Source organism: Candidatus Pantoea persica (assembly GCF_013753875.1).
GTDB lineage: Bacteria > Pseudomonadota > Gammaproteobacteria > Enterobacterales > Enterobacteriaceae > Pantoea > Pantoea persica.
The window spans coordinates 405,955-426,826 of the sequence record NZ_SMDS01000010.1 but is presented as its reverse complement, the minus strand read 5'-3'; the positions used below and the strand labels follow the sequence as shown (position 1 = coordinate 426,826).

Genomic DNA, 20,872 nt, shown 5'->3' with positions numbered 1-20,872 from the left:
AGGACCAGCGTCGGGCAAGCCCGACGCTGTTGCCTTCATAATTTACAGGCACCTGGAGAGTTCTCTTGAGCCAGGAATACACCGAAGATAAAGAAGTTTCGTTAAAACCGCTTAGCAGTGGATGTCGTCTGCTGGAAGCGTTGCTTATTCTCGTCTCACTTTTCGCCGTCTATCTGATGGTTTCCCTCGTCAGCTTCAATCCATCCGACCCGAGCTGGTCGCAAACTACCTGGCATAAGCCGATTCATAACCTGGGCGGCGGCATGGGCGCCTGGCTGGCGGATACGCTGCTGTTTATTTTCGGCATCATGGCCTATGCCATTCCGTCGGTGATTGTCGGCCAGTGCTGGATCGCTTTCCGCCAGCGCGAACAGCAGGATTACATCGACTATTTCGCCATTGGCCTGCGCCTGATCGGCGTGCTGGCGTTGGTGGTCACCACCTGCGGTCTGGCGGCGCTCAATGCCGATGATATCTGGTATTTCGCGTCGGGCGGCGTGATCGGCAGCTTGGTCATCAACGCTATCGCGCCCTGGTTTAATCCGATGACCGACACGCTGGCGCTGCTCTGCGTCTGGGCGGCTGGCATTACGCTGTACACCGGCTGGTCTTGGCTCACCATCGCCGAGCGCATCGGCGGCGTCGTGATGGGCGTGCTGACCTTCGCCAGCAACCGCTCGCGCCGCGATGAGCCCTGGCAGGAAGAGGACGACGTTATCGACGCCGATACGGCGCCGCGCGCCAGTGGCGAGCAGGTCGCGCAGCCGCCTGCCGATTCGTTGCTGGCCAAAGCGGCCACGGCGACGGACAGGGCATTAAGCGCGACCTCCGAAGTCGCCAGAACGCCATCCTCTGCCGCGCCGACGCACGCCGCGGCGCCTGCTGCACAGCCAGCCGTCGCGACAGTGGCCGCCGCGGGCGGAGCAATCGCTGCGCCTCATAGCGTCGCTGGCGCTTTCGCGCCGGACGTTGCGCCAGCCCAGCCTGATCTGTCTGCTGCCGCGCAGCCGCCGCGTGCGGCGTTCGACGAGCCGCAGACGCAGCCGGAAATGCCTGCAGACACGCCGCCGCGCTATACATTCGAGATGCCGCAGGCGCAGCCGGAAACCTCTGCGGGCACGCCGCCATGTGCTGCATTCGATACGGCTTCTGACGCGCCAGCAACCGCAGAGGCGCCGCGCTACGCTTCCGACGCGCCTCAGGGACAGCCCGCTTCTGCCTTTATCGGCTGGGAAGAGGATGAAGGGCCGAAAATGGGCAACTGGCGTGATGCGGATGTGCTGCCCGTCGCCGCAGGCGCCGCTACGGCGACAGTTGCTCAGGCCGCGGCTGCGCCGCTGTTCGACGTGGCGCCTGAAGTTGACTACAACCAGCAGATGAAGCAGGGCATCGGCCCGGCGATGCCGCGTCCCAATCCGGTAAAACTGCCGACGCGCCGCGAGCTGGCTTCCTACGGCATTAAGCTGCCTTCTCAACGCATGGCGGAAGAGAAGGCGAAAGCCGAGGAGCAACATCGCGCCGAAACTTCCGCTGAGTCCGCTGCCTCTCAGACCGAATGGGTCTCTGACGACGCGGAGGCGCAGCTGCGCGCCGCCTTCGCCAGCCAGCAACAGCAGCGCTACGGCGCCGCTGAGCAGGAAGAGCAGACGCCGACCTTCAGCCTCGACACCTCGGCGGCGTTTGATTTCTCGCCGATGAAGGATCTGGTGGACGACGGGCCAAACGAGCCGCTGTTCACTATTGCCAGAGCGCCGGAACCGGAGGCGTCCGCGGCCACGCATGCCGCTTGGCAGCTGCCTGCCGACGCGCCCGTTGCGCAGCCGGCTGTGCCTGTTGCGCCAGTGTCGGCGTCATACGCTTTTATTCCTGCTGCGCCGCAAGGGCAGCCTGCCGGTGAGCGGCCCGCCGCCACTGGCGCTTACGGCGCACCTGCTTCTGCTCCTGTATCGAACGAGCGCACGAGTTATAGCGCACCTGCCGCTGCGCCCGTATCAAGCGGCCATGCAGCCTATGGTAGTTCTGCCACCGCGCCAGAGCCGGTCGAGGAAGCGCCCGCCGCGGCGCAGAGCGATTCGCTGCATAACAGCCTGATTCACCCCTTCCTTATGCACCATAACCAGCTGCTGGAGAAACCTTCTACGCCGCTGCCGACGCTGGATCTGTTGACGCCGCCGCCGGCGGAGGAGGAGCCGGTCGATATGTTTGCTCTTGAGCAAACGGCGCGTCTGGTAGAGGCGCGTCTGGCGGATTACCGTGTCAAAGCGGAAGTGGTCGGCATCTCGCCTGGACCGGTAATCACCCGATTCGAGCTGGATCTGGCACCGGGCGTTAAAGCCGCGCGCATCTCCAACCTGTCGCGCGATTTGGCGCGTTCGCTCTCTGCGGTCGCCGTGCGCGTGGTTGAAGTGATCCCCGGCAAGCCCTACGTTGGCCTGGAGTTGCCGGACAAGCATCGCCAGACCGTCTACCTGCGCGAAGTGCTGGACTGCGCCAAATTCCGCGATAACCCGTCGCCGCTTGCGGTGGTATTGGGCAAGGATATCGCCGGCCAGCCTGTGGTTGCGGATCTGGCGAAGATGCCGCACCTGCTGGTAGCCGGTACCACCGGCTCCGGTAAATCGGTCGGCGTCAACACTATGATTATCAGCATGCTCTACAAGGCGACGCCGGAAGAGGTGCGCTTCATCATGATCGACCCTAAAATGCTCGAGCTGTCGGTGTATGAAGGCATTCCGCATCTGCTGACCGAAGTCGTCACCGACATGAAGGACGCCGCCAACGCGTTGCGCTGGAGCGTCGGCGAGATGGAGCGTCGCTATAAGCTGATGTCGGCGCTGGGCGTTCGTAATCTGGCGGGCTACAACGAGAAGGTCGAACAGGCCGAAGCGATGGGCCGCCCTATCCCCGATCCGTTCTGGAAGCCGGGTGACAGCATGGACACCACGCCGCCGGTGCTGGAAAAACTGCCCTACATCGTGGTGATGGTGGATGAGTTTGCCGATCTGATGATGGCGGTCGGCAAGAAAGTGGAAGAGCTGATCGCGCGTCTGGCGCAGAAAGCGCGCGCGGCGGGCATTCACCTGGTGCTTGCTACCCAGCGTCCTTCGGTAGATGTGATCACCGGCCTGATCAAGGCCAACATTCCGACGCGCATCGCCTTTACCGTCTCCAGCAAAATCGACTCGCGCACCATCCTCGATCAGAGCGGCGCTGAATCGCTGCTGGGAATGGGCGACATGCTCTATATGCCGCCGAACTCCTCAATGCCGGTGCGCGTGCACGGCGCCTTTGTGCGCGATCAGGAAGTGCACGCCGTGGTGCAGGACTGGAAGGCGCGCGGATGTCCGCAATATATCGACAGCATTACCGCGGGCGAAGAGAGCGAAGGCGGCGGCGGTCTGGAGGGTGACGAAGAGCTCGATCCGCTGTTCGATCAGGCGGTCGCCTTTGTCGTCGACAAGCGTCGCGCATCGATTTCCGGCGTACAGCGTCAGTTCCGTATCGGCTATAACCGCGCCGCGCGCATCATCGAACAGATGGAGGCGCAGGGCATCGTCTCGGAGCCAGGCCACAACGGCAACCGCGAGGTGCTTTCGCCGCCACCTCACGAGATGTAGCGCGACGCGCTTTGCAACAAACAATCATGGGCCAGTTTTTACTGGCCCATTGTTCAGGCGACGTTTATCCCCATATCAGATTATGCTTTCGGGTTTTTCTCCTGGCCCAATGCCGAAACGGCGACCAGAATGAAAACGTTATGAACTGGGTTGAAATTAATAAGGAATCAGAGCAGATGAAATTAAGCGTAATCATGCCTGGCCTGCTGGCCATCTTTGCTTCTACCAGCGTAATGGCGGACGCCTCCAGCGAACTGCAGCAGCGTCTGAGCAAGGTGAACAGCTTTCACGCCAGCTTCACGCAGAAGGTCACCGACAGCAGCGGCGCCAACGTGCAGGAAGGGGAAGGCGAACTCTGGGTCAAACGTCCCAGTCTGTTTAACTGGCATATGACCGCGCCGGACGAAAGCGTGATCATTTCCGACGGCAAAAACCTGTGGTTTTATAATCCATTCGTTGAGCAGGCGAGCGTCAGCCTGCTGAAAAACGCCACCAGCAACACGCCCTTTGTGCTGATTGCGCGCAATCAGCCGAGCGACTGGCAGCAGTACAATATCAAACAGCAGGGCGACGCTTTCGAACTGACGCCGAAAAGCAGCGACGGCAACCTGAAGCAGTTCACCCTGAATGTCACCTCGGCAGGTACCATCAATCAGTTCAGCGCCATTGAGCAGGATGGGCAGCGTAGCAGCTACCAGTTGAAAAGCCAGAAAAACGGCGCGATCAGCCCGGATAAGTTTACCTTCACGCCGCCGCAGGGAGTGACGGTAGACGATCAACGTCAGTGAGGTAAGCGTGAGTAACCTGTCCTTGGATTTCGAGTCGGAAGATTTCAAGCCGCTGGCGGCGCGTATGCGCCCAGAAACGCTGAGGGAATATATGGGGCAACAGCATTTGCTGGCGCCCGGCAAACCCTTACCGCGTGCCATCGAGGCTGGCCACCTGCACTCGATGATCCTCTGGGGGCCGCCGGGCACAGGAAAAACCACGCTGGCGGAGATTATCGCGCGCTACGGCAATGCCGACGTCGAACGCATCTCCGCCGTCACCTCGGGCGTGAAAGAGATCCGCGAGGCGATAGAGCGGGCGCGCCAGAGCCGTCAGGTCGGGCGCCGCACCATCCTGTTCGTGGATGAAGTGCACCGCTTCAATAAAAGCCAGCAGGATGCGTTTCTGCCGCATATTGAGGATGGCACCATCACCTTTATCGGCGCCACGACTGAAAATCCCTCCTTTGAGCTTAACTCCGCGCTGCTGTCGCGCGCGCGCGTCTATCTGCTGAAATCGCTGACCACCGAGGATATTGAACAGGTGCTCGACCAGGTGATGCAGGATAAAGCGCGCGGCTACGGCGACAGCAATATCGTCCTGCCGGACAATACGCGACGCATTATTGCCGAACTGGTGAACGGCGACGCGCGCCGTGCGCTCAACACGCTGGAAATGATGGCCGACATGGCCGAAAGCAACGCCCAGGGCAAGTGCGAGCTGACGCCGCAGCTGCTGACTGAGGTCTCCGGCGAGCGCGCGGCGCGCTTCGACAATAAAGGCGGTCGTTTTTATGATCTGATCTCCGCGCTGCACAAGTCGGTACGCGGCTCCGCGCCCGACGCGGCCCTCTACTGGTATGCGCGCATCATCACGGCAGGCGGCGATCCGCTTTACGTCGCGCGGCGGCTGCTGGCGATCGCTTCGGAAGATGTGGGCAATGCCGATCCACGCGCCATGCAAGTGGCAATAGCCGCCTGGGACTGCTTCACTCGCGTCGGACTCGCCGAAGGCGAGCGCGCCATCGCTCAGGCAATCGTCTATCTCGCCTGCGCGCCGAAAAGCAATGCGGTCTACACCGCCTTTAAGGCGGCGCTGCGCGACGCGCGCGAGCATCCGGACTATGACGTGCCGGAACATCTGTGCAACGCGCCGACCCGGCTGATGAAAGATATGGGGCTGGGCAAAGAGTACCGCTATGCGCATGACGAGCAGCATGCCTATGCGGCTGGCGAAGTCTATTTTCCCCCTGAAATGGCGCAAACGCGCTACTACACGCCGACGCAGCGCGGGCTTGAGGGGAAAATTAGCGAAAAGCTCGCCTGGCTGACCGAACAGGATCAAAATAGCTCGATAAAACGCTACCGCTGAAACAGGCGGTACGGTAAAGTGGGCAAGGATTTCAATGCATTCCATGCGGAATACCCCCTTCATTCGTTCTTTCAACCTTTTATTACACAGGATAAGCATGCTCGATCCCAATCTGCTGCGTAATGAGCCAGACGCAGTCGCAGAAAAACTGGCACTTCGAGGATTTAAACTGGATGTGGAAACGCTGCGCTCCCTCGAAGAGCGTCGTAAAGTCTTACAGGTCGAAACGGAAAATCTGCAGGCAGAGTGCAACTCTCGATCCAAATCCATCGGTCAGGCCAAAGCACGAGGGGAAAATATCGAGCCGCTGCGCCAGGAAGTGAACGCGCTGGGCGACCGCCTGGATGCGGCCAAAGCGGAACTAGATGCGCTGCAAATCGAGATTCGCGATTTTGCGCTGGCACTGCCAAACCTGCCGGCGGATGAAGTGCCGCTGGGTAAAGATGACAGCGAAAATCAGGAGATCAGCCGCTGGGGCGAGCCGCGCCAGTTTGATTTTCAGATTAAAGACCACGTTGAGCTGGGCGAGGGGGTGAAAGGCCTCGATTTTGCCGCTGCAGTGAAGCTGACCGGCTCGCGTTTTGTGGTGATGCAGGGACAGATCGCGCGTCTACACCGCGCGCTGAGCCAGTTTATGATCGACTTACATACCCAGCAGCATGGCTATCTGGAAACCTATGTGCCCTATCTGGTTAACCATGCCACCCTGTACGGTACTGGTCAGCTGCCGAAGTTCGGCGAAGATCTGTTCCACACCCGTCCGCTGGAAGAGGAGTCAGAGAGCAGCAACTATGCGCTGATCCCGACGGCGGAAGTGCCGCTGACTAATCTGGTGCGCGACGAGATTGTGGAGGAGGAGAGCCTGCCGATCAGACTGACCGCGCACACGCCATGCTTCCGTTCTGAAGCGGGCTCCTACGGTCGCGACACGCGTGGCCTGATTCGCATGCACCAGTTCGATAAGGTCGAGATGGTGCAAATCGTCGCGCCGGAAATCTCCATGGAGGCGCTGGAAGAGCTTGTTGGCCACGCGGAGAAAGTGCTGCAGCTGCTCAACTTGCCATACCGCAAGGTGCTGCTCTGCACCGGCGATATGGGCTTCGGCTCAACCAAAACTTACGACTTGGAAGTCTGGCTGCCGGCGCAGAATACCTATCGCGAGATCTCGTCCTGCTCCAATATGGGCGACTTCCAGGCGCGTCACATGCGGGCGCGCTGCCGCAGCAAAACCGACAAGAAGCCGCGTTTGCTGCATACGCTGAACGGTTCCGGATTGGCAGTGGGTCGCACGCTGGTAGCGGTGCTGGAAAACTATCAGCAGGCCGACGGCCATATTGTCGTGCCGGACGTGCTGAGCCCCTATATGGGCGGCATTGAGATTATCGGCGGATAAGCGAGTAACAGAGAAAACCCGGACGCGTCCGGGTTTTTTTATTGCCTGATTTAGCGCGCAGCAGAAACTTATCAGAAATAAACGTTATCGACATTATCTAGGCTGGCAAAGATAAAAATGATGTTTTTCATGAAGATAGCGCAGCGAGAGGTAGCGTTTAACCTTCCCATAACCTACTGAAGATAAATAAATTAAATTATCTTGCAGCAAAATGTGCAGTGTCAGATTATTGTGCTTTTCCTTTAATTTACGCAGTGGCAAACTGCGTGCAACTTCCTCTCTTCTTGGTTTTATCCCTATGTCCACATGGTCACGTCCTGTGGTGCTGCTGTTTTGCGGCCTGCTTTTGCTGACGATCGCAATTGCCGTGCTCAATACGCTGGTGCCGCTGTGGCTGACTCACGACGCGCTGACCACCTGACAGGTAGGCGTCTTGAGTTCCTCTTTCTACATGGGTAACCTGCTGGGCACGCTGGTTGCCGACTGGCTGATTAAGCAGTACGGATTCAACTGCAGTTACTATTTCGCCACGCTGGTGTTTGCAGTGGCGACGGCAGGTTTAGTGATGACAGAGGGCTTCTGGGCTTGGTCGACGCTGCGTTTTTGCGCCGGCATCGGCTGCGCGCTGATCTGGGTCGTGGTCGAGAGCGCGCTGCTGTGCAGCGGCACGGTGCGAACCGTGGTCAGCTGCTCGCCGCCTATACGCCTATATGATTGTCCACTATCTGGGCACTGTCGCAGGCCAACTACTGGTAAGCAAGGTGCCGACGGCGCTGTTCAGCGTGATCCCCTGGCTGACCGCGCTGATGCTGTGCGCCATTCTGCCGCTGGTTTTTATCGAAATCACCGCCGGAAGCGAAGCTACCGACGCCGCGCCGGGCAAAATCTGGCCGATGCTGCGTCGCCGCAGCTCAAGGTTGGGCTTTAATGGTTGCGTGATTTCCGGCATCGTGCTGGGATCGCTCTATGGCCTGATGCCGCTCTATCTCTTCCATCAGGGCATTAGCGACGCCAGCGTCGGCTACTGGATGGCGCTACTGGTCAGCGCCGGTATCGTCGGACAGTGACCTATCGGTCGCCTTGCCGATCGCTTTGGCCGCCTGCTGGTGCTGCGCGTTCAGGTATTTGTCGTGATTCTGGGAGCGATTGCCATGCTGAGCAACGCCGCGATGGCGCCGGCGCTCTTCGTACTATTCGGTCCAGATCAGCGCCTGATCGAGATCGCCGCCCGCCAGCGCCAGCATTGCCTTCAGCTCGCCGATACGCAGCGTGTACCAGCCGTTGTCCTTGCCGCTCGCCAGGCCAAGCAGCTCGCGCACGCGAGTAAAATCGTCGTGGCCTTCTTCATCCAGCTGCGCAATCAGGTCGAGATACTCTTCCGAATTCCAGTTGCTGGCGGGCAGCGACAAAAGCGTATCGCGCAGGCTGGCGTCCATATTGTTATTTGCCAGTAGCAAATCTTCAGCCGGACAGATATCGGACATGCCCGGCACGATAATGCGACAGGCGTAGACGCCGGGGTGATCGTAATTGACGATATAAACTTCTTTGTTTTCCTTAGCGAAAATCGTCATCAGCGTGGCTAACTCTTCCTGCGTGGTGCCACTGAAAAACCAGTCAACAAAGGGATAATCCGCTTTCTCTTTGAACAGATCCCAGGAGATCAGGCCGCTGGTATCGATATCGATATCGATATCGATAAAGTGCGTCTACAGGTTGGCATGCTCGGCGACTTCTTCATCGTCAAAGGTCGGCGGCGTAAAGACGTCAAGATCCTTCAGGCCGCGGCCCTGCAGCAGCTCGGTCACGGTACGCTCAAGCGCGACGCCGAAATCGGGATGGGCGCCGAATGAGGCGAAGCAGGTGCCGTTCTACGGGTTGAACAGTACGACGCATATCACCGGGTAGTTGCCGACCAGCGAGGCGTCATAGGCGAAAATCGGGAAGCCTTCCGCTTCGAGACGGTCAATAGCTTCAATCACGCCAGGATAGCGATGCATCACGCTGGCAGGAATCGCCGGCAGGCTGATCGCTTCGGCGATGATGCGGTTTTTGATATAGCGTTCGAACACTTCAGAGAGGCCCTACTCGTGCGCTTCATTAGGGGGGGCCGCAGACATGCCGTTCGAGACATTAAAGGTTGCCGATGATATTCATCGGGATATAGACCGTCTGCTGGCCGGACTGGCGCGTAAAGGGCAGGGCTCAGATGCCGCGCTCGGCGTTGCCCGACTGCAGATCCACCAGTTCTGGCTCGGTCAGCGCGTCGTCGGGATCGTAGAAGGCACGCAGGCCTGCATCGAGAATGCCGTCCGGCAGCGAGCCGTCCGCAGGCAGCGGGAACCATTTTTCATTGGGATAGTGAACGAAATCGCCGTTTGCGATCGATTTGCCGAGCCAGAAATCAGCAAAAAAGTAGTTGGTCGAGAGGCGTTCGAAATATTCGCTCAGCGCCGACGCCAGCGCCGCCTTTTTGCTGGCGCCTTTGCCGTTAGTGAAGCAGAGCGGGCAATCATGGTCGCGAATATGCACGGAACAGATGTGAAGAACCAGGTTAAGCTAGGAGGCTTCTTCGAATATTAAAGCCAAGGTCGATCAGCTTTTGCTGGAAGCGCGCGATGGAATCTTCCAGTGCTGCGTTTTTATCGGGAATGAACGTTTGCGTCATGAAGCCGCTCTCTCAATATATAGGTGGGCGTAAAGTGCGTAATGATGGGGATTTTGCCGGCGCGGCGCTATGAAGACGGCAGAAATTTCTCCACGGCTATTTTCCCTGAAACGCGGCCCGGCGCGCGCCGATCGCCCTGAAAACGCAACACCTCACAAAATTTCGCGGCGCGTTGTATTTGTGAAATAAGCTGCGGGGCGGCAGATTCAGGAAATGTGATCCCTTCCCAATTTATCATTGCAGGCATCCAGAGGCGGTGATAAAACCGGTAAGCAATTAATAATCGTTCTGGATAAACGTGGTGAGGGGAAATGGCGCAGATTTATAATTTTAGTTCCGGTCCAGCAATGCTGCCGGTGGAAGTGCTCCGTCGTGCAGAACAAGAACTGACAAACTGGCACGGCCTGGGAACCTCCGTTATGGAAATCAGCCATCGCAGCAAAGAGTTTATCAAGGTCGCGGAAGAGGCGGAGCAGGACTTACGCGATCTGCTAAAAATCCCGGCTAATTACAAAGTTTTATTCTGCCACGGCGGCGCGCGCGCGCAGTTTGCTGCCGTACCGGGCAACCTACTAGGCGACGCCGCGACGGCGGTCTACATTGACGGCGGCTACTGGGCGCACAGCGCCATTAAGGAAGCGGAGAAATACTGCACCCCGCGCATGCTGGACGTGAAAACCACGCGCGACGGCAAGCGTGCCATTCTGCCGATGAGCCAGTGGTCGCTGAGCAGTGACGACGCCTACGTACACTACTGTCCGAACGAAACCATCGACGGCATCGCGATCGACGAGCAGCCTGACTTCGGCAACAAAGTTGTGGTGGCGGATCTCTCCTCGACTATCCTGTCACGTCCGCTGGAGGTTAGCCGCTATGGCGTGATCTACGCCGGTGCGCAAAAGAATATCGGCCCGGCGGGGTTGACCATCGTGATCGTGCGTGACGATTTGCTGGGAAAAGCCCGGTCATCGGTGCCTTCTATTCTCGATTATCAGGTGCTGGCGGAGAACGACTCTATGTTCAATACGCCGCCGACCTTTGCATGGTATCTTTCGGGCCTGGTTTTCAAATGGCTGAAAGAGAAGGGCGGCGTAGGCGAAATTGACAAGATCAATCAGGCCAAAGCCGATCTGCTGTACGGCGTTATCGATGGCAGCGACTTTTACCGCAATAACGTCGCCGTAGAAAACCGTTCGCGTATGAACGTGCCTTTCCAGCTGGCGGATGCTGCGCTGGACAAGCTGTTCCTCGAAGAGTCGTTCAGCGCTGGCCTGCATGCGCTCAAAGGCCATCGCGTGGTAGGCGGCATGCGCGCATCGATCTATAATGCGATGCCGCTGGAAGGCGTGAAGACGCTGACCGACTTTATGACTGACTTCGCGCGTCGCCACGGCTAATCCCTGGCCGTTACGCTGGCGCTGACTTCATACCCCGTCTCATGGCGGGGTTTTATACTTTTTTGGAGATTTGGTTTCACATGCAGGACTCCCTGACCTTACAACCGATTGCACGCGTTGACGGCACCATTAACCTGCCAGGTTCAAAAAGCGTTTCTAATCGCGCGCTGCTGCTAGCGGCGCTGGCGAAAGGCACTACGCGCCTGACTAACCTGCTGGACAGCGATGATGTCAAGCACATGCTGAACGCCCTGCAGGCATTAGGCGTCGAATTTACCCTCTCTGCTGACCGCACCGTCTGCGAAGTGGTGGGGCAGGCGGGGCCGCTGCACGCTGCTCAGCCGCTGGAGCTGTTTCTCGGCAATGCCGGCACGGCAATGCGTCCGCTTGCGGCTGTACTTTGCCTCGGCGAGCAGGATATCGTGCTGACCGGCGAACCGCGCATGAAAGAACGTCCCATCGGCCATCTGGTGGATGCGCTGCGTCAGGGCGGCGCGCAGATCGACTATCTGGAGAACAGCGACTATCCGCCGCTGCGTCTCAAGAGTGGGTTTACCGGTGGTGAAGTCAGCATGGACGGCAGCGTCTCCAGCCAGTTTCTCACTGCGCTGCTGATGACCGCGCCGCTGGCCGAGCGCGACGCCGTTATCTCTATCAAAGGCGAGCTAGTGTCGAAGCCCTATATCGACATTACGCTACATCTGATGCGCTGTTTCGGCGTCGAGGTAGAAAACCAGAACTATCAGCGCTTCGTTGTCAAAGCACAGCAGTGTTATCAGTCGCCGGGCGACTATCTGGTCGAGGGCGACGCCTCCTCCGCCTCCTACTTCCTCGCGGCGGCAGCGATCAAGGGCGGAACGGTGCGCGTCACGGGCATCGGCCGCAACAGCGTGCAGGGCGATATCCGCTTCGCTGACGTGTTGGAAAAAATGGGCGCCACCGTGGAGTGGGGCAGCGACTATATCGCCTGTACCGCCGGCCAGCTGAACGCCATCGATATGGATATGAACCATATTCCCGACGCCGCGATGACTATCGCCACCACGGCGCTGTTCGCGAAGGGTACGACGCTGATGCGCAACATCTACAACTGGCGCGTCAAAGAGACCGATCGTCTGGCCGCGATGGCGACTGAGTTGCGCAAAGTCGGCGCAGAGGTCGAAGAGGGCCATGATTATATCCGCATTACCCCGCCCACGACTCTGACGCATGCGGAGATCGGTACCTACAACGATCACCGCATGGCGATGTGCTTCTCGCTGGTGGCGCTCTCTGACACGCCGGTCACCATCCTCGATCCGGGCTGTACGGCGAAAACCTTCCCTGACTATTTCGAGCAGCTGGCGAAAATCAGCCAAAACGCCTGACGGCCGATCTGCCGGAGAGCTTGCTCTCCGGCATTCTCACTGCGCCTGACCTTACTGGCCAAGAAATCCTCTGAATATGCTGGAATTTTTAGCGTTGTCTATGGCTAAAGGGTAACTTCCACAGCTTCGTTAGCGTATAATGCTCCCTATTCTGGACAGCCCGAAGGCTGAAAAAATTATGCGCAACAACAGGAGAGAATAATGACGGCAATTGCCCCGGTTATAACTGTCGATGGACCCAGCGGCGCGGGCAAAGGCACGCTGTGCAAAGCGATGGCAGAAGCGCTGCAGTGGCATCTGCTGGATTCCGGCGCCATCTATCGCGTGCTGGCGCTGGCTGCGCTGCACCATCAGGTAGACATTGAGTCTGAAGAGGCGCTAGTGCCGCTCGCCGCCCACCTGGACGTGCGTTTCGTCAGCCAGGATGGTGAAATGCAGGTCATTCTGGAAGGTGAAGAGGTAACCAGTGAGATCCGCACGCAGGAGGTGAGCAACACCGCCTCGCGCGTGGCCGCCTTTCCTCGCGTGCGCGAAGCGTTGCTGCGTCGTCAACGCGCCTTTCGCGACGCACCAGGCTTGATCGCCGATGGCCGCGATATGGGCACAGTGGTTTTCCCTGACGCGCCGGTAAAAATATTCCTCGACGCCAGCCCGGAAGAACGCGCCCAGCGCCGTATGCTACAGTTGCAAGAGAGCGGCTTTAGTGTTAACTTTGATCGCCTTTTAGCCGAGATAAAAGAACGTGATGACCGTGATCGTAACCGCGCCATTGCGCCTTTAGTGTCCGCCGCCGATGCGCTGGTTCTGGATTCTACACAGTTATCCATTGAGCAAGTCATTGATAAGGTACTGGAATATGCCTGCAAACAGCTGGGCATTTAATCTTTCTGGCGTAACGAATTGCAGTAGCCCTGTGCCAGGGACAGCGCGCAGGGCACGTGAAACAACCCCATCCGACAATGACGTCAGGTGGACGTTAAATTGAAGAATCCTAAGATTATCAATATGGCTGAATCTTTTGCTCAACTCTTTGACGAGTCCCTGAAAGAAATTGAAACTCGCCCGGGTTCCATCGTTAGTGGCGTTGTTGTCTCTATCGACAAAGATGTCGTTCTGGTTGATGCGGGTCTGAAATCTGAGTCTGCCATTCCGGCAGAGCAGTTCAAGAACGCAGCCGGCGAACTGGAAATTCAGGTTGGTGATAAAGTTGACGTTGCCCTGGATGCAGTGGAAGACGGCTTCGGTGAAACCCTACTGTCCCGTGAGAAAGCTAAACGTCATGAAGCCTGGATCACGCTGGAAAAAGCTTACGAAGACGCTGAAACTGTTACCGGTGTTATTAACGGCAAAGTTAAAGGTGGCTTCACAGTTGAGCTGAACGGTATTCGTGCGTTCCTACCAGGTTCACTGGTTGACGTGCGTCCGGTTCGCGACACGCTGCACCTGGAAGGCAAAGAGCTTGAATTCAAAATAATCAAGCTTGATCAGAAACGTAACAACGTCGTGGTTTCACGCCGCGCGGTTATCGAATCTGAAAACAGCGCTGAGCGCGATCAGCTGCTGGAAAACCTGCAGGAAGGCATGGAAGTCAAAGGTGTCGTTAAGAACCTCACTGACTACGGCGCATTCGTTGATCTGGGCGGCGTCGATGGCCTGCTACACATCACCGATATGGCATGGAAACGCGTTAAGCATCCGAGCGAAATCGTCAATGTGGGCGACGAAATCACTGTTAAAGTGCTGAAGTTCGACCGCGAGCGTACCCGTGTATCTTTGGGCCTCAAACAGCTGGGCGAAGATCCGTGGGTGGCTATAGCTAAGCGCTACCCGGAAGGCACTCGTCTGACCGGCCGCGTGACCAATCTGACTGATTACGGCTGCTTCGTAGAAATTGAAGAAGGCGTTGAAGGTCTGGTGCACGTTTCTGAAATGGACTGGACCAACAAAAACATCCACCCGGCTAAAGTTGTTAACGTGGGCGACGTGGTTGAAGTTATGGTTCTGGACATCGACGAAGAGCGTCGTCGTATCTCCCTGGGCCTGAAGCAGTGCAAAGCCAACCCGTGGCAGCAGTTTGCTGAGATCCATAACAAGGGCGATCGCGTTGAAGGTAAAATCAAGTCAATCACTGACTTCGGTATATTCATCGGCCTGGACGGCGGCATCGACGGTCTGGTTCACCTGTCTGACATCTCTTGGAACGCAACTGGCGAAGAAGCCGTTCGCGAGTACAAAAAAGGCGACGAAATCGCCGCCGTTGTACTGCAGATTGACGCAGAACGTGAGCGTATCTCCCTGGGCGTTAAGCAGCTGGCTGAAGATCCGTTCAACAACTACATCACGCTGAACAAGAAAGGCGCGATCGTTAACGGTAAAGTGACTACTGTTAACGCTAAAGGTGCTACAGTTGAACTGGCTGACGGCGTTGAAGGCTACCTGCGCGCTTCTGAAGCTTCACGCGACAGCGTTGAAGATGCAACGCTGGTACTAAATGTTGGCGACAATGTTAAAGCCAAATTCACCGGTGTTGATCGTAAAAACCGTGTTGTTAGCCTGTCTGTCCGTGCGAAAGACGAAGCTGACGAGAAAGATGCTATCGCGACTGTTAACAACAAACAGGACGAAAGCAACTTCTCTAACGCAATGGCTGAAGCGTTCAAAGCAGCTAAAAGCGAGTAATCGATCTGAAGCGCCGGGCGAGGTGACTCGCCCGGCAGCGGTAGAAAGCAGTCAAACCTTTTCAACAAAAATTAACCGGAGGTTACATGACCAAGTCAGAACTGATTGAAAGACTTGCTGGCCAGCAAACTCATATTCCGGCGAAAGTCGTTGAGGATGCTGTAAAAGAGATGCTGGAGCACATGGCCACAACGCTGGCGCAGGGCGAACGCATCGAAATCCGGGGATTTGGCAGCTTTTCTTTGCATTATCGTGCGCCACGCACGGGACGTAACCCGAAAACGGGCGACAAAGTGGAACTGGAAGGTAAATACGTTCCCCACTTCAAACCGGGCAAAGAGCTGCGCGATCGTGCAAATATCTACGGCTAAGCCGTAAACGAACAATAAAAATGACATCTCCGGATGTCTTTTTTTTTGCCAGAGAAACGTGGCGCATGCGAGCCAGCACGACATTCTGTGAACCCTGACTGCAACGTACTCCATTGCGCACGAGAGCGCCCGCAGAAGGGCAAAAGGCGCCGCGACCGATGCGGCGCGCAGCGGCATACTGGGCCTGTTGAATAAGGACAGGATGATGACCGCACCCCTGATTGCCCGGCTCGCCATCGTCGCGGCGCTACCGCTGCTCTTTCTGTCGCAGCTGCCGTCAGCGGCAGCCATCGTTGGCATCGCCCTGGCGGGTGGGCTACTGCTCTGGATGCCGCGAAGCCCGCTGCGTATCGCAGGCGTGGCGCTGCTGCTGGCCTGGATGCTGGGCAGCGCCCGCTCAGGCATTGATGCCGTGGAAACCGCTAGCGCCGTGCCTGCTATCTATAGCGTACGGATTGACGAGGTGCGCGCCAGTCGGCAGCAGATTAAGGTGCAGCTTATTAAAAAGGAGGGGCGCTACCTGTTTCCGCTGCGCTTTGCCTGGCTTACGCTGCGAGAGGGAGAGCAGCACTACTGCCTAGGCCAGCGCTAGAGGATGCGGCTAAATCTGCGCCCGGTCCATGTGAAGCTGAACGAGGGAGAGTTTGACGCGCAGCGTTTCGCGCTGGCTAACCATACGGCACTGCGCGGCCGCATACTGCAACAGCGGGTTGAAAGCGAGACCTGCAGCTGGCGCTGGCAACGCCTTATGTGCGATCTGCCGGTCATCAACGCCTTGAATCAGTCTGCTGTTTTGCAGGCGCTGGCCTTTGGCGAGCGCACGGAGATGAGTGAAGAGACGCGTCAGCTGCTGCGCAAGACCGGAACGGCGCACCTGATGGCTATTTCAGGCATGCACATCGCGCTGGCCGCCAGCATGGGCTGGCTGTTAGCGCATGGCGTCCAGCGCGCTCTGCCGGCGCGCCTGACCGGCTACCTCTTTCCTCTGGTAATGAGCTGGCTGCTGGTGGCCATCTATACCTGGCTGTCGGGCAGCCAGCCAGCCGCCCGCGCATTGAGCGCTGATTGCGCTGACGCTGTGGATCCTGTTTCGCATTAAGGGCGTCCATATCGGCGGCTAGCAGGTGTTGAGCCTGTGCGTGGGCGGCCTGTCGCTGTTTGATCCTTTCTACATGCTGTCGGAGAGTTTCTGGCTCTCGGCGCTGGCGGTCTCCATTATGTTGACCTGGTATCACTGGTTTCCTTTACCGGCGCGCTATCGTCGCGGCAGGCGCTGGCTGCCGCTCCAGCTACTTCACCCGAAGCTCGGCATTATGCTGTTGATGGCGCCGCTTCAGGTGATGCTGTTTGAGGGCATCAGCCTCTCGGCGCTGGCGGCGAATCTGCTGGCGATACCCACCATCACCTTTATCAGCGTGCCTCTGATCCTGCTGGCGATGCTGACGCCGGTCGGCAGCCTGTGCGCCGCGTTATGGTGGCTGGCCGGGGTCAGTCGCGGGTCTGGCTGGTGGCGGCACTACAGGCGCTGCCGAGCGGCTGGTGGCCATTTTACGACGCCGGCATGCTGGCAATCGTCGTCTGGGGTGGGCTGATTATATGGCGAGGCGCACTGTGGCAGGCGGCTCCGGTAAGCTGCCTCACTCTGCTGCTGGCGCTTGTCGCCTGGCGCAGGCTAGATGAGGATCCGGGCTAGCATATTGATATGCTGGACGTCGGACAGGGGCTGAGCGTGGTTATCCGCCAGGGCAACGAGGCGATGCTGTATGACACCGGGCCGCGCTGGCAACACGGCGATGCCAGGACGCATCACATTATCCCCAGGCTGATGCGCAAGCATCTTCGCCTGCAAAGCGTGATTCTCAGCCATCGCCACCTAGGTCACAGCAGCGGACTGCGCGCCAGCACGCGGCGCTGGCCCTCCATCCCGGTGCGCAGCGCGCTGCGCAATCCGGCGCATCTGCCCTGAATGCGCGGCGAGCGCTGGCGCTGGGGACGGCTCGATATCGAAGCGCTGTAGCCGCTGGCATTATCAGACGTCAGCAATAACAACCAGTCCTGCGTGATAAGCGTAAGCGATGGCGTGATGCGCCTGCTGCTAACGGGGGATCTGGAGGCGCCGGCGGAGCGTCAGCTGGTGGCGCTGGAAAAAGGGCGGCTCAAGGCAGACATCCTTCAGGTGCCGCATCACGGCAGCCGGACGCTGCTGCTGCGCAACGTGGCGGGCAGCATCGCTATCGCCTCAATGGCGCGCTATAACGCCTGGCGCATGCCGGTGAAAAGCGTGCTGAAAAACTACCGGCAGGCGGGCTTCGCCTGGTACGACACCGCGCAATACGGGCAGATCGCGCTCACCGTCAGGGGAAACAAAACCACGGTATCCGGACTGAGAGAGCAAGTTTTGCCCCGTTGGTACCATCAGTGGTTTGGCGTAAAATGGGAATCTAGGTAGAATGAGCGGCTATTTTAAACAGTGTGAATAAATAATGCATCAAGATAAATATCTCTCAACGTGGCAGACATTTCGTCGACTCTGGCCGATGATCGCGCCGCATAAAGTGGGTTTATTTGTGGCTGCTGTCGCCCTGATCCTGAACGCCGCTAGCGACACACTTATGCTCTCCCTGTTGAAACCTTTACTGGATGATGGGTTTGGTAAAGCGGATAAGTCGGTACTGATCTGGATGCCTGTGGCCGTTATCGGCCTGATTCTGGCGCGCGGCGTCACCAGCTACATCTCCAGCTACTGTATCTCCTGGGTTTCCGGCAATGTGGTGATGAGTATGCGCCGTCGCCTGTTCAGCCATATGATTAGCATGCCGGTCTCTTTCTTCGATCAACAATCCACAGGCATGTTGCTGTCGCGTATCACCTATGACTCCGAGCAGGTCGCTTCCTCCTCATCCAGCGCGCTGGTGACGGTGGTGCGCGAGGGCGCTTCAATTATCGGCCTGTTTATTATGATGTTCTATTACAGCTGGCAGCTGTCGCTGATCCTTATTGTGCTGGCGCCGGTGGTGTCGTTCGCCATTCGCTCCGTCTCAAAGCGCTTTCGCAACATCAGCAAAAGCATGCAGAACACTATGGGACTGGTCACCACCAGCGCTGAGCAGATGCTGAAAGGGCACAAAGAGGTGCTGATTTTCGGCGGCCAGGATGTTGAAACAGAGCGTTTCGCCCGCCTCAGCAACCGCATGCGCCAGCAGGGCATGAAGCTGGTTTCTGCCTCCTCGATCTCTGATCCCATTATTCAGCTGATCGCCTCGCTGGCGCTGGCGTTTGTTCTGTACGCCGCCAGCTTCCCCAGCGTGATGGAGACGCTGAGCGCAGGCACTATCACCGTGGTGTTCTCCTCGATGATTGCGCTGATGCGTCCGCTGAAATCGCTGACCAACGTCAACGCGCCGTTCCAGCGCGGCATGGCGGCCTGCCAGACGCTGTTCTCCATCCTCGACAGCGAGCAGGAGAAGGACAACGGCACGCGTGAAATCAGCCGCGCCAGAGGCGACGTAGCCTTCCGCAACGTCACCTTCACCTATCCATGCCGCGACGTTCCCGCGCTGCGCGATATCAATCTGGCGCTGCCGGAAGGCAAAACCGTGGCGCTGGTAGGACGTTCCGGCTCAGGCAAGTCAACGCTTGCCAGCCTGCTGACGCGTTTTTACGACATTCAGGAAGGCGAGATTCTGCTCGACGGCCACGACCTGCGGGAATACACGCTGCGTTCGCTGCGCAATCAGGTGGCGCTGGTGTCGCAGAATGTGCATCTGTTCAACGACACCATCGCCAACAATATCGCCTACGCGCGCAGCGCGCAGTACAGCCGCGAGGAGATCGAGAAGGCCGCCACCATGGCGCACGCCATGGACTTCATCAATAAGATGGATAACGGGCTGGATACAGTGATTGGCGAAAACGGTGTGCTGCTCTCCGGCGGCCAGCGCCAGCGCATCGCTATCGCGCGCGCGCTGCTGCGAGACTGTCCGATTCTTATTCTCGACGAGGCGACCTCGGCGCTGGATACCGAGTCCGAGCGCGCCATTCAGTCGGCGCTGGATGAGCTGCAGAAAAACCGCACCTCGCTGGTGATTGCCCATCGCCTCTCCACCATTGAAAAAGCGGATGAGATCGTGGTGGTAGAAGATGGCCGTATCGTCGAGCGCGGCACCCACGCCGCCCTGCTGGCTGAGCTGGGCGCCTATGCCCAGCTGCGTAAAATGCAGTTCGGACAATGATTGAGCGCATCTGGAGCGGACGCTCGCCGCTGTGGCGGCTGCTGTGGCCGCTCAGCCTGCTGTATGGCGCGGTGTCTACGCTTATCCGCCTCAGCTACCAGCGCGGCTGGCGCCAGAGCTGGCGGGCGCCGGTGCCGGTTATCGTGGTGGGTAATCTCACCGCAGGCGGCAACGGCAAAACGCCGGTGGCGATCTGGTTGGTGCGGGAGCTGCAGCGCCGCGGCCTGAAGCCTGGCGTGGTATCGCGTGGCTACGGTGGCAAAGCGGCAAGCTATCCGCTGCTGGTCAACGCCGACACGCCGCCGCAGCAGGCGGGTGATGAACCGGTGCTGATTGCCCAGCGCAGCGGCGTGCCGGTCGCGGTGGCGCCGAAGCGTCGCGCCGCCGTGGAGGCACTGCTGGCCAGACAGCAGGTCGATGTGATTGTGACCGATGACGGCCTGCAGCACTACGCGCTGCAGCGCGATCGGGAAATCGTGGTGGTCGATGGCGTGCGCCGCTTCGGCAACGGCTGGTGGCTGCCGGCGGGCCCGATGCGCGAACGGGCGTCGCGACTGGCGCAGGTCGACGCCGTTATCGTCAATGGCGGCCGCGCAGAGCCGGGCGAAATAGCCATGACGCTGCTACCCGGAGATGCGGTGAATCTTTTGACGCAGCGGTCAGTGCCGCTTTCTGCGCTACACAACGTGGTGGCGATGGCCGGCATCGGTCATCCGCCGCGCTTCTTCCAGACGCTCCGTGATGGGGACGTCACGCCGGTGGCGGAGATCGCCTTTGCCGATCACTACGCCTACAGAAAAGATGAGCTCAACGGCCTGCTCGCCGCCGGACAAAGCCTGCTGATGACCGAAAAAGATGCGGTCAAGTGTCGCGGCTTTGCGCAGCCTGACTGGTGGTATCTGCCGGTAGAGGCCGAGCTGCGCGGTAGCGCCGTCGCGCCGCTGCTGGATGATATCGAACGCCTGGTCCGGTACAACAGGGCCGAACACCTCAACTAACCTCTCGTCAC

At 58.6% G+C, this 20,872-nt stretch carries 17 protein-coding genes and 2 pseudogenes; 17 read left to right on the top strand and 2 right to left on the bottom strand.

The annotated features are described in order from the left end of the window. Positions 1 to 65: 65 nt before the first annotated feature. The 4 genes from EIO60_RS04505 (at position 66) to serS (ending at position 7,149) form a co-directional block, all read left to right on the top strand. Entirely contained in the window at positions 66 to 3,617 is a 3,552-nt protein-coding gene (locus EIO60_RS04505; protein ID WP_258576016.1) for a DNA translocase FtsK 4TM domain-containing protein, read from the top strand. A 176-nt stretch (positions 3,618 to 3,793) separates the two neighbouring features. Beyond that, on the top strand, positions 3,794 to 4,405 hold the full coding sequence (gene lolA, locus EIO60_RS04500; RefSeq protein ID WP_258576015.1) for an outer membrane lipoprotein periplasmic chaperone LolA: 612 nt from the start codon (positions 3,794 to 3,796) through the stop codon (positions 4,403 to 4,405). 7 nt (positions 4,406 to 4,412) lie between these two features. Further along, positions 4,413 to 5,756: a replication-associated recombination protein A gene (locus tag EIO60_RS04495; RefSeq protein ID WP_258576014.1), complete on the top strand. Its 1,344-nt coding sequence runs from the start codon at positions 4,413 to 4,415 to the stop codon at positions 5,754 to 5,756. A gap of 97 nt (positions 5,757 to 5,853) precedes the next feature. Further along, complete coding sequence (gene serS / locus EIO60_RS04490) at positions 5,854 to 7,149, top strand: serine--tRNA ligase (RefSeq protein ID WP_258576013.1); 1,296 nt, start codon at positions 5,854 to 5,856, stop codon at positions 7,147 to 7,149. A 93-nt stretch (positions 7,150 to 7,242) separates the two neighbouring features. Here serS and EIO60_RS04485 read toward each other — a convergent pair whose 3' ends face one another. Further along, positions 7,243 to 7,455, bottom strand: a complete 213-nt coding sequence (locus tag EIO60_RS04485) for a hypothetical protein (protein WP_258576073.1) — start codon at positions 7,453 to 7,455, stop codon at positions 7,243 to 7,245. On the opposite strand from EIO60_RS04485, the pseudogene EIO60_RS04480 reads away from it, so the two are divergent. Continuing rightward, positions 7,448 to 8,342, top strand: a pseudogene (locus tag EIO60_RS04480) (MFS transporter); the annotation flags it as partial. The gene EIO60_RS04485 and the pseudogene EIO60_RS04480 overlap by 8 nt on opposite strands. Here EIO60_RS04480 and ycaO read toward each other — a convergent pair. Next, positions 8,343 to 9,817, bottom strand: a pseudogene (gene ycaO, locus EIO60_RS04475) (30S ribosomal protein S12 methylthiotransferase accessory factor YcaO); the annotation flags it as partial. 311 nt (positions 9,818 to 10,128) lie between these two features. On the opposite strand from ycaO, the gene serC reads away from it, so the two are divergent. The 12 genes from serC (at position 10,129) to lpxK (ending at position 20,861) form a co-directional block, all read left to right on the top strand. Then, positions 10,129 to 11,214: a 3-phosphoserine/phosphohydroxythreonine transaminase gene (gene serC, locus EIO60_RS04470; protein ID WP_258576012.1), complete on the top strand. Its 1,086-nt coding sequence runs from the start codon at positions 10,129 to 10,131 to the stop codon at positions 11,212 to 11,214. Between the two features lie 80 nt (positions 11,215 to 11,294). Beyond that, the gene (gene aroA, locus EIO60_RS04465; protein ID WP_258576011.1) at positions 11,295 to 12,581 is read left to right on the top strand and encodes a 3-phosphoshikimate 1-carboxyvinyltransferase; all 1,287 of its coding nucleotides are present in this window, start codon (positions 11,295 to 11,297) and stop codon (positions 12,579 to 12,581) included. Positions 12,582 to 12,782: 201 nt separating this feature from the next. Next, a complete protein-coding gene (gene cmk / locus EIO60_RS04460; RefSeq protein ID WP_258576010.1) occupies positions 12,783 to 13,463 on the top strand; it encodes a (d)CMP kinase in 681 nt (226 codons plus the stop codon). 123 nt (positions 13,464 to 13,586) lie between these two features. Continuing rightward, complete coding sequence (gene rpsA, locus EIO60_RS04455) at positions 13,587 to 15,260, top strand: 30S ribosomal protein S1 (RefSeq protein WP_258576065.1); 1,674 nt, start codon at positions 13,587 to 13,589, stop codon at positions 15,258 to 15,260. An 86-nt stretch (positions 15,261 to 15,346) separates the two neighbouring features. Then, positions 15,347 to 15,631: an integration host factor subunit beta gene (ihfB, locus tag EIO60_RS04450; RefSeq protein WP_033751281.1), complete on the top strand. Its 285-nt coding sequence runs from the start codon at positions 15,347 to 15,349 to the stop codon at positions 15,629 to 15,631. Between the two features lie 187 nt (positions 15,632 to 15,818). Beyond that, positions 15,819 to 16,223 carry a hypothetical protein gene (locus EIO60_RS04445; protein WP_258576009.1) on the top strand — a complete coding sequence of 135 codons (405 nt, stop codon included), beginning with the start codon at positions 15,819 to 15,821 and terminating at the stop codon, positions 16,221 to 16,223. Between the two features lie 3 nt (positions 16,224 to 16,226). After that, the gene (locus tag EIO60_RS04440) at positions 16,227 to 16,730 is read left to right on the top strand and encodes a ComEC/Rec2 family competence protein (RefSeq protein ID WP_258576008.1); all 504 of its coding nucleotides are present in this window, start codon (positions 16,227 to 16,229) and stop codon (positions 16,728 to 16,730) included. Between the two features lie 25 nt (positions 16,731 to 16,755). Further along, positions 16,756 to 17,223, top strand: coding sequence for a ComEC/Rec2 family competence protein (locus EIO60_RS04435; RefSeq protein ID WP_258576007.1), 468 nt, complete (start codon positions 16,756 to 16,758; stop codon positions 17,221 to 17,223). A 110-nt stretch (positions 17,224 to 17,333) separates the two neighbouring features. Further along, positions 17,334 to 17,597 carry an MBL fold metallo-hydrolase gene (locus tag EIO60_RS04430; protein WP_258576006.1) on the top strand — a complete coding sequence of 88 codons (264 nt, stop codon included), beginning with the start codon at positions 17,334 to 17,336 and terminating at the stop codon, positions 17,595 to 17,597. A 114-nt stretch (positions 17,598 to 17,711) separates the two neighbouring features. Continuing rightward, on the top strand, positions 17,712 to 18,080 hold the full coding sequence (locus EIO60_RS04425; RefSeq protein WP_258576005.1) for a metallo-beta-lactamase superfamily hydrolase: 369 nt from the start codon (positions 17,712 to 17,714) through the stop codon (positions 18,078 to 18,080). 34 nt (positions 18,081 to 18,114) lie between these two features. Next, positions 18,115 to 19,863, top strand: a complete 1,749-nt coding sequence (gene msbA, locus EIO60_RS04420) for a lipid A ABC transporter ATP-binding protein/permease MsbA (RefSeq protein ID WP_258576004.1) — start codon at positions 18,115 to 18,117, stop codon at positions 19,861 to 19,863. Beyond that, entirely contained in the window at positions 19,860 to 20,861 is a 1,002-nt protein-coding gene (gene lpxK, locus EIO60_RS04415) for a tetraacyldisaccharide 4'-kinase (RefSeq protein ID WP_258576003.1), read from the top strand. Before msbA ends, lpxK begins: the two co-directional genes overlap by 4 nt. Positions 20,862 to 20,872 lie beyond the last annotated feature (11 nt).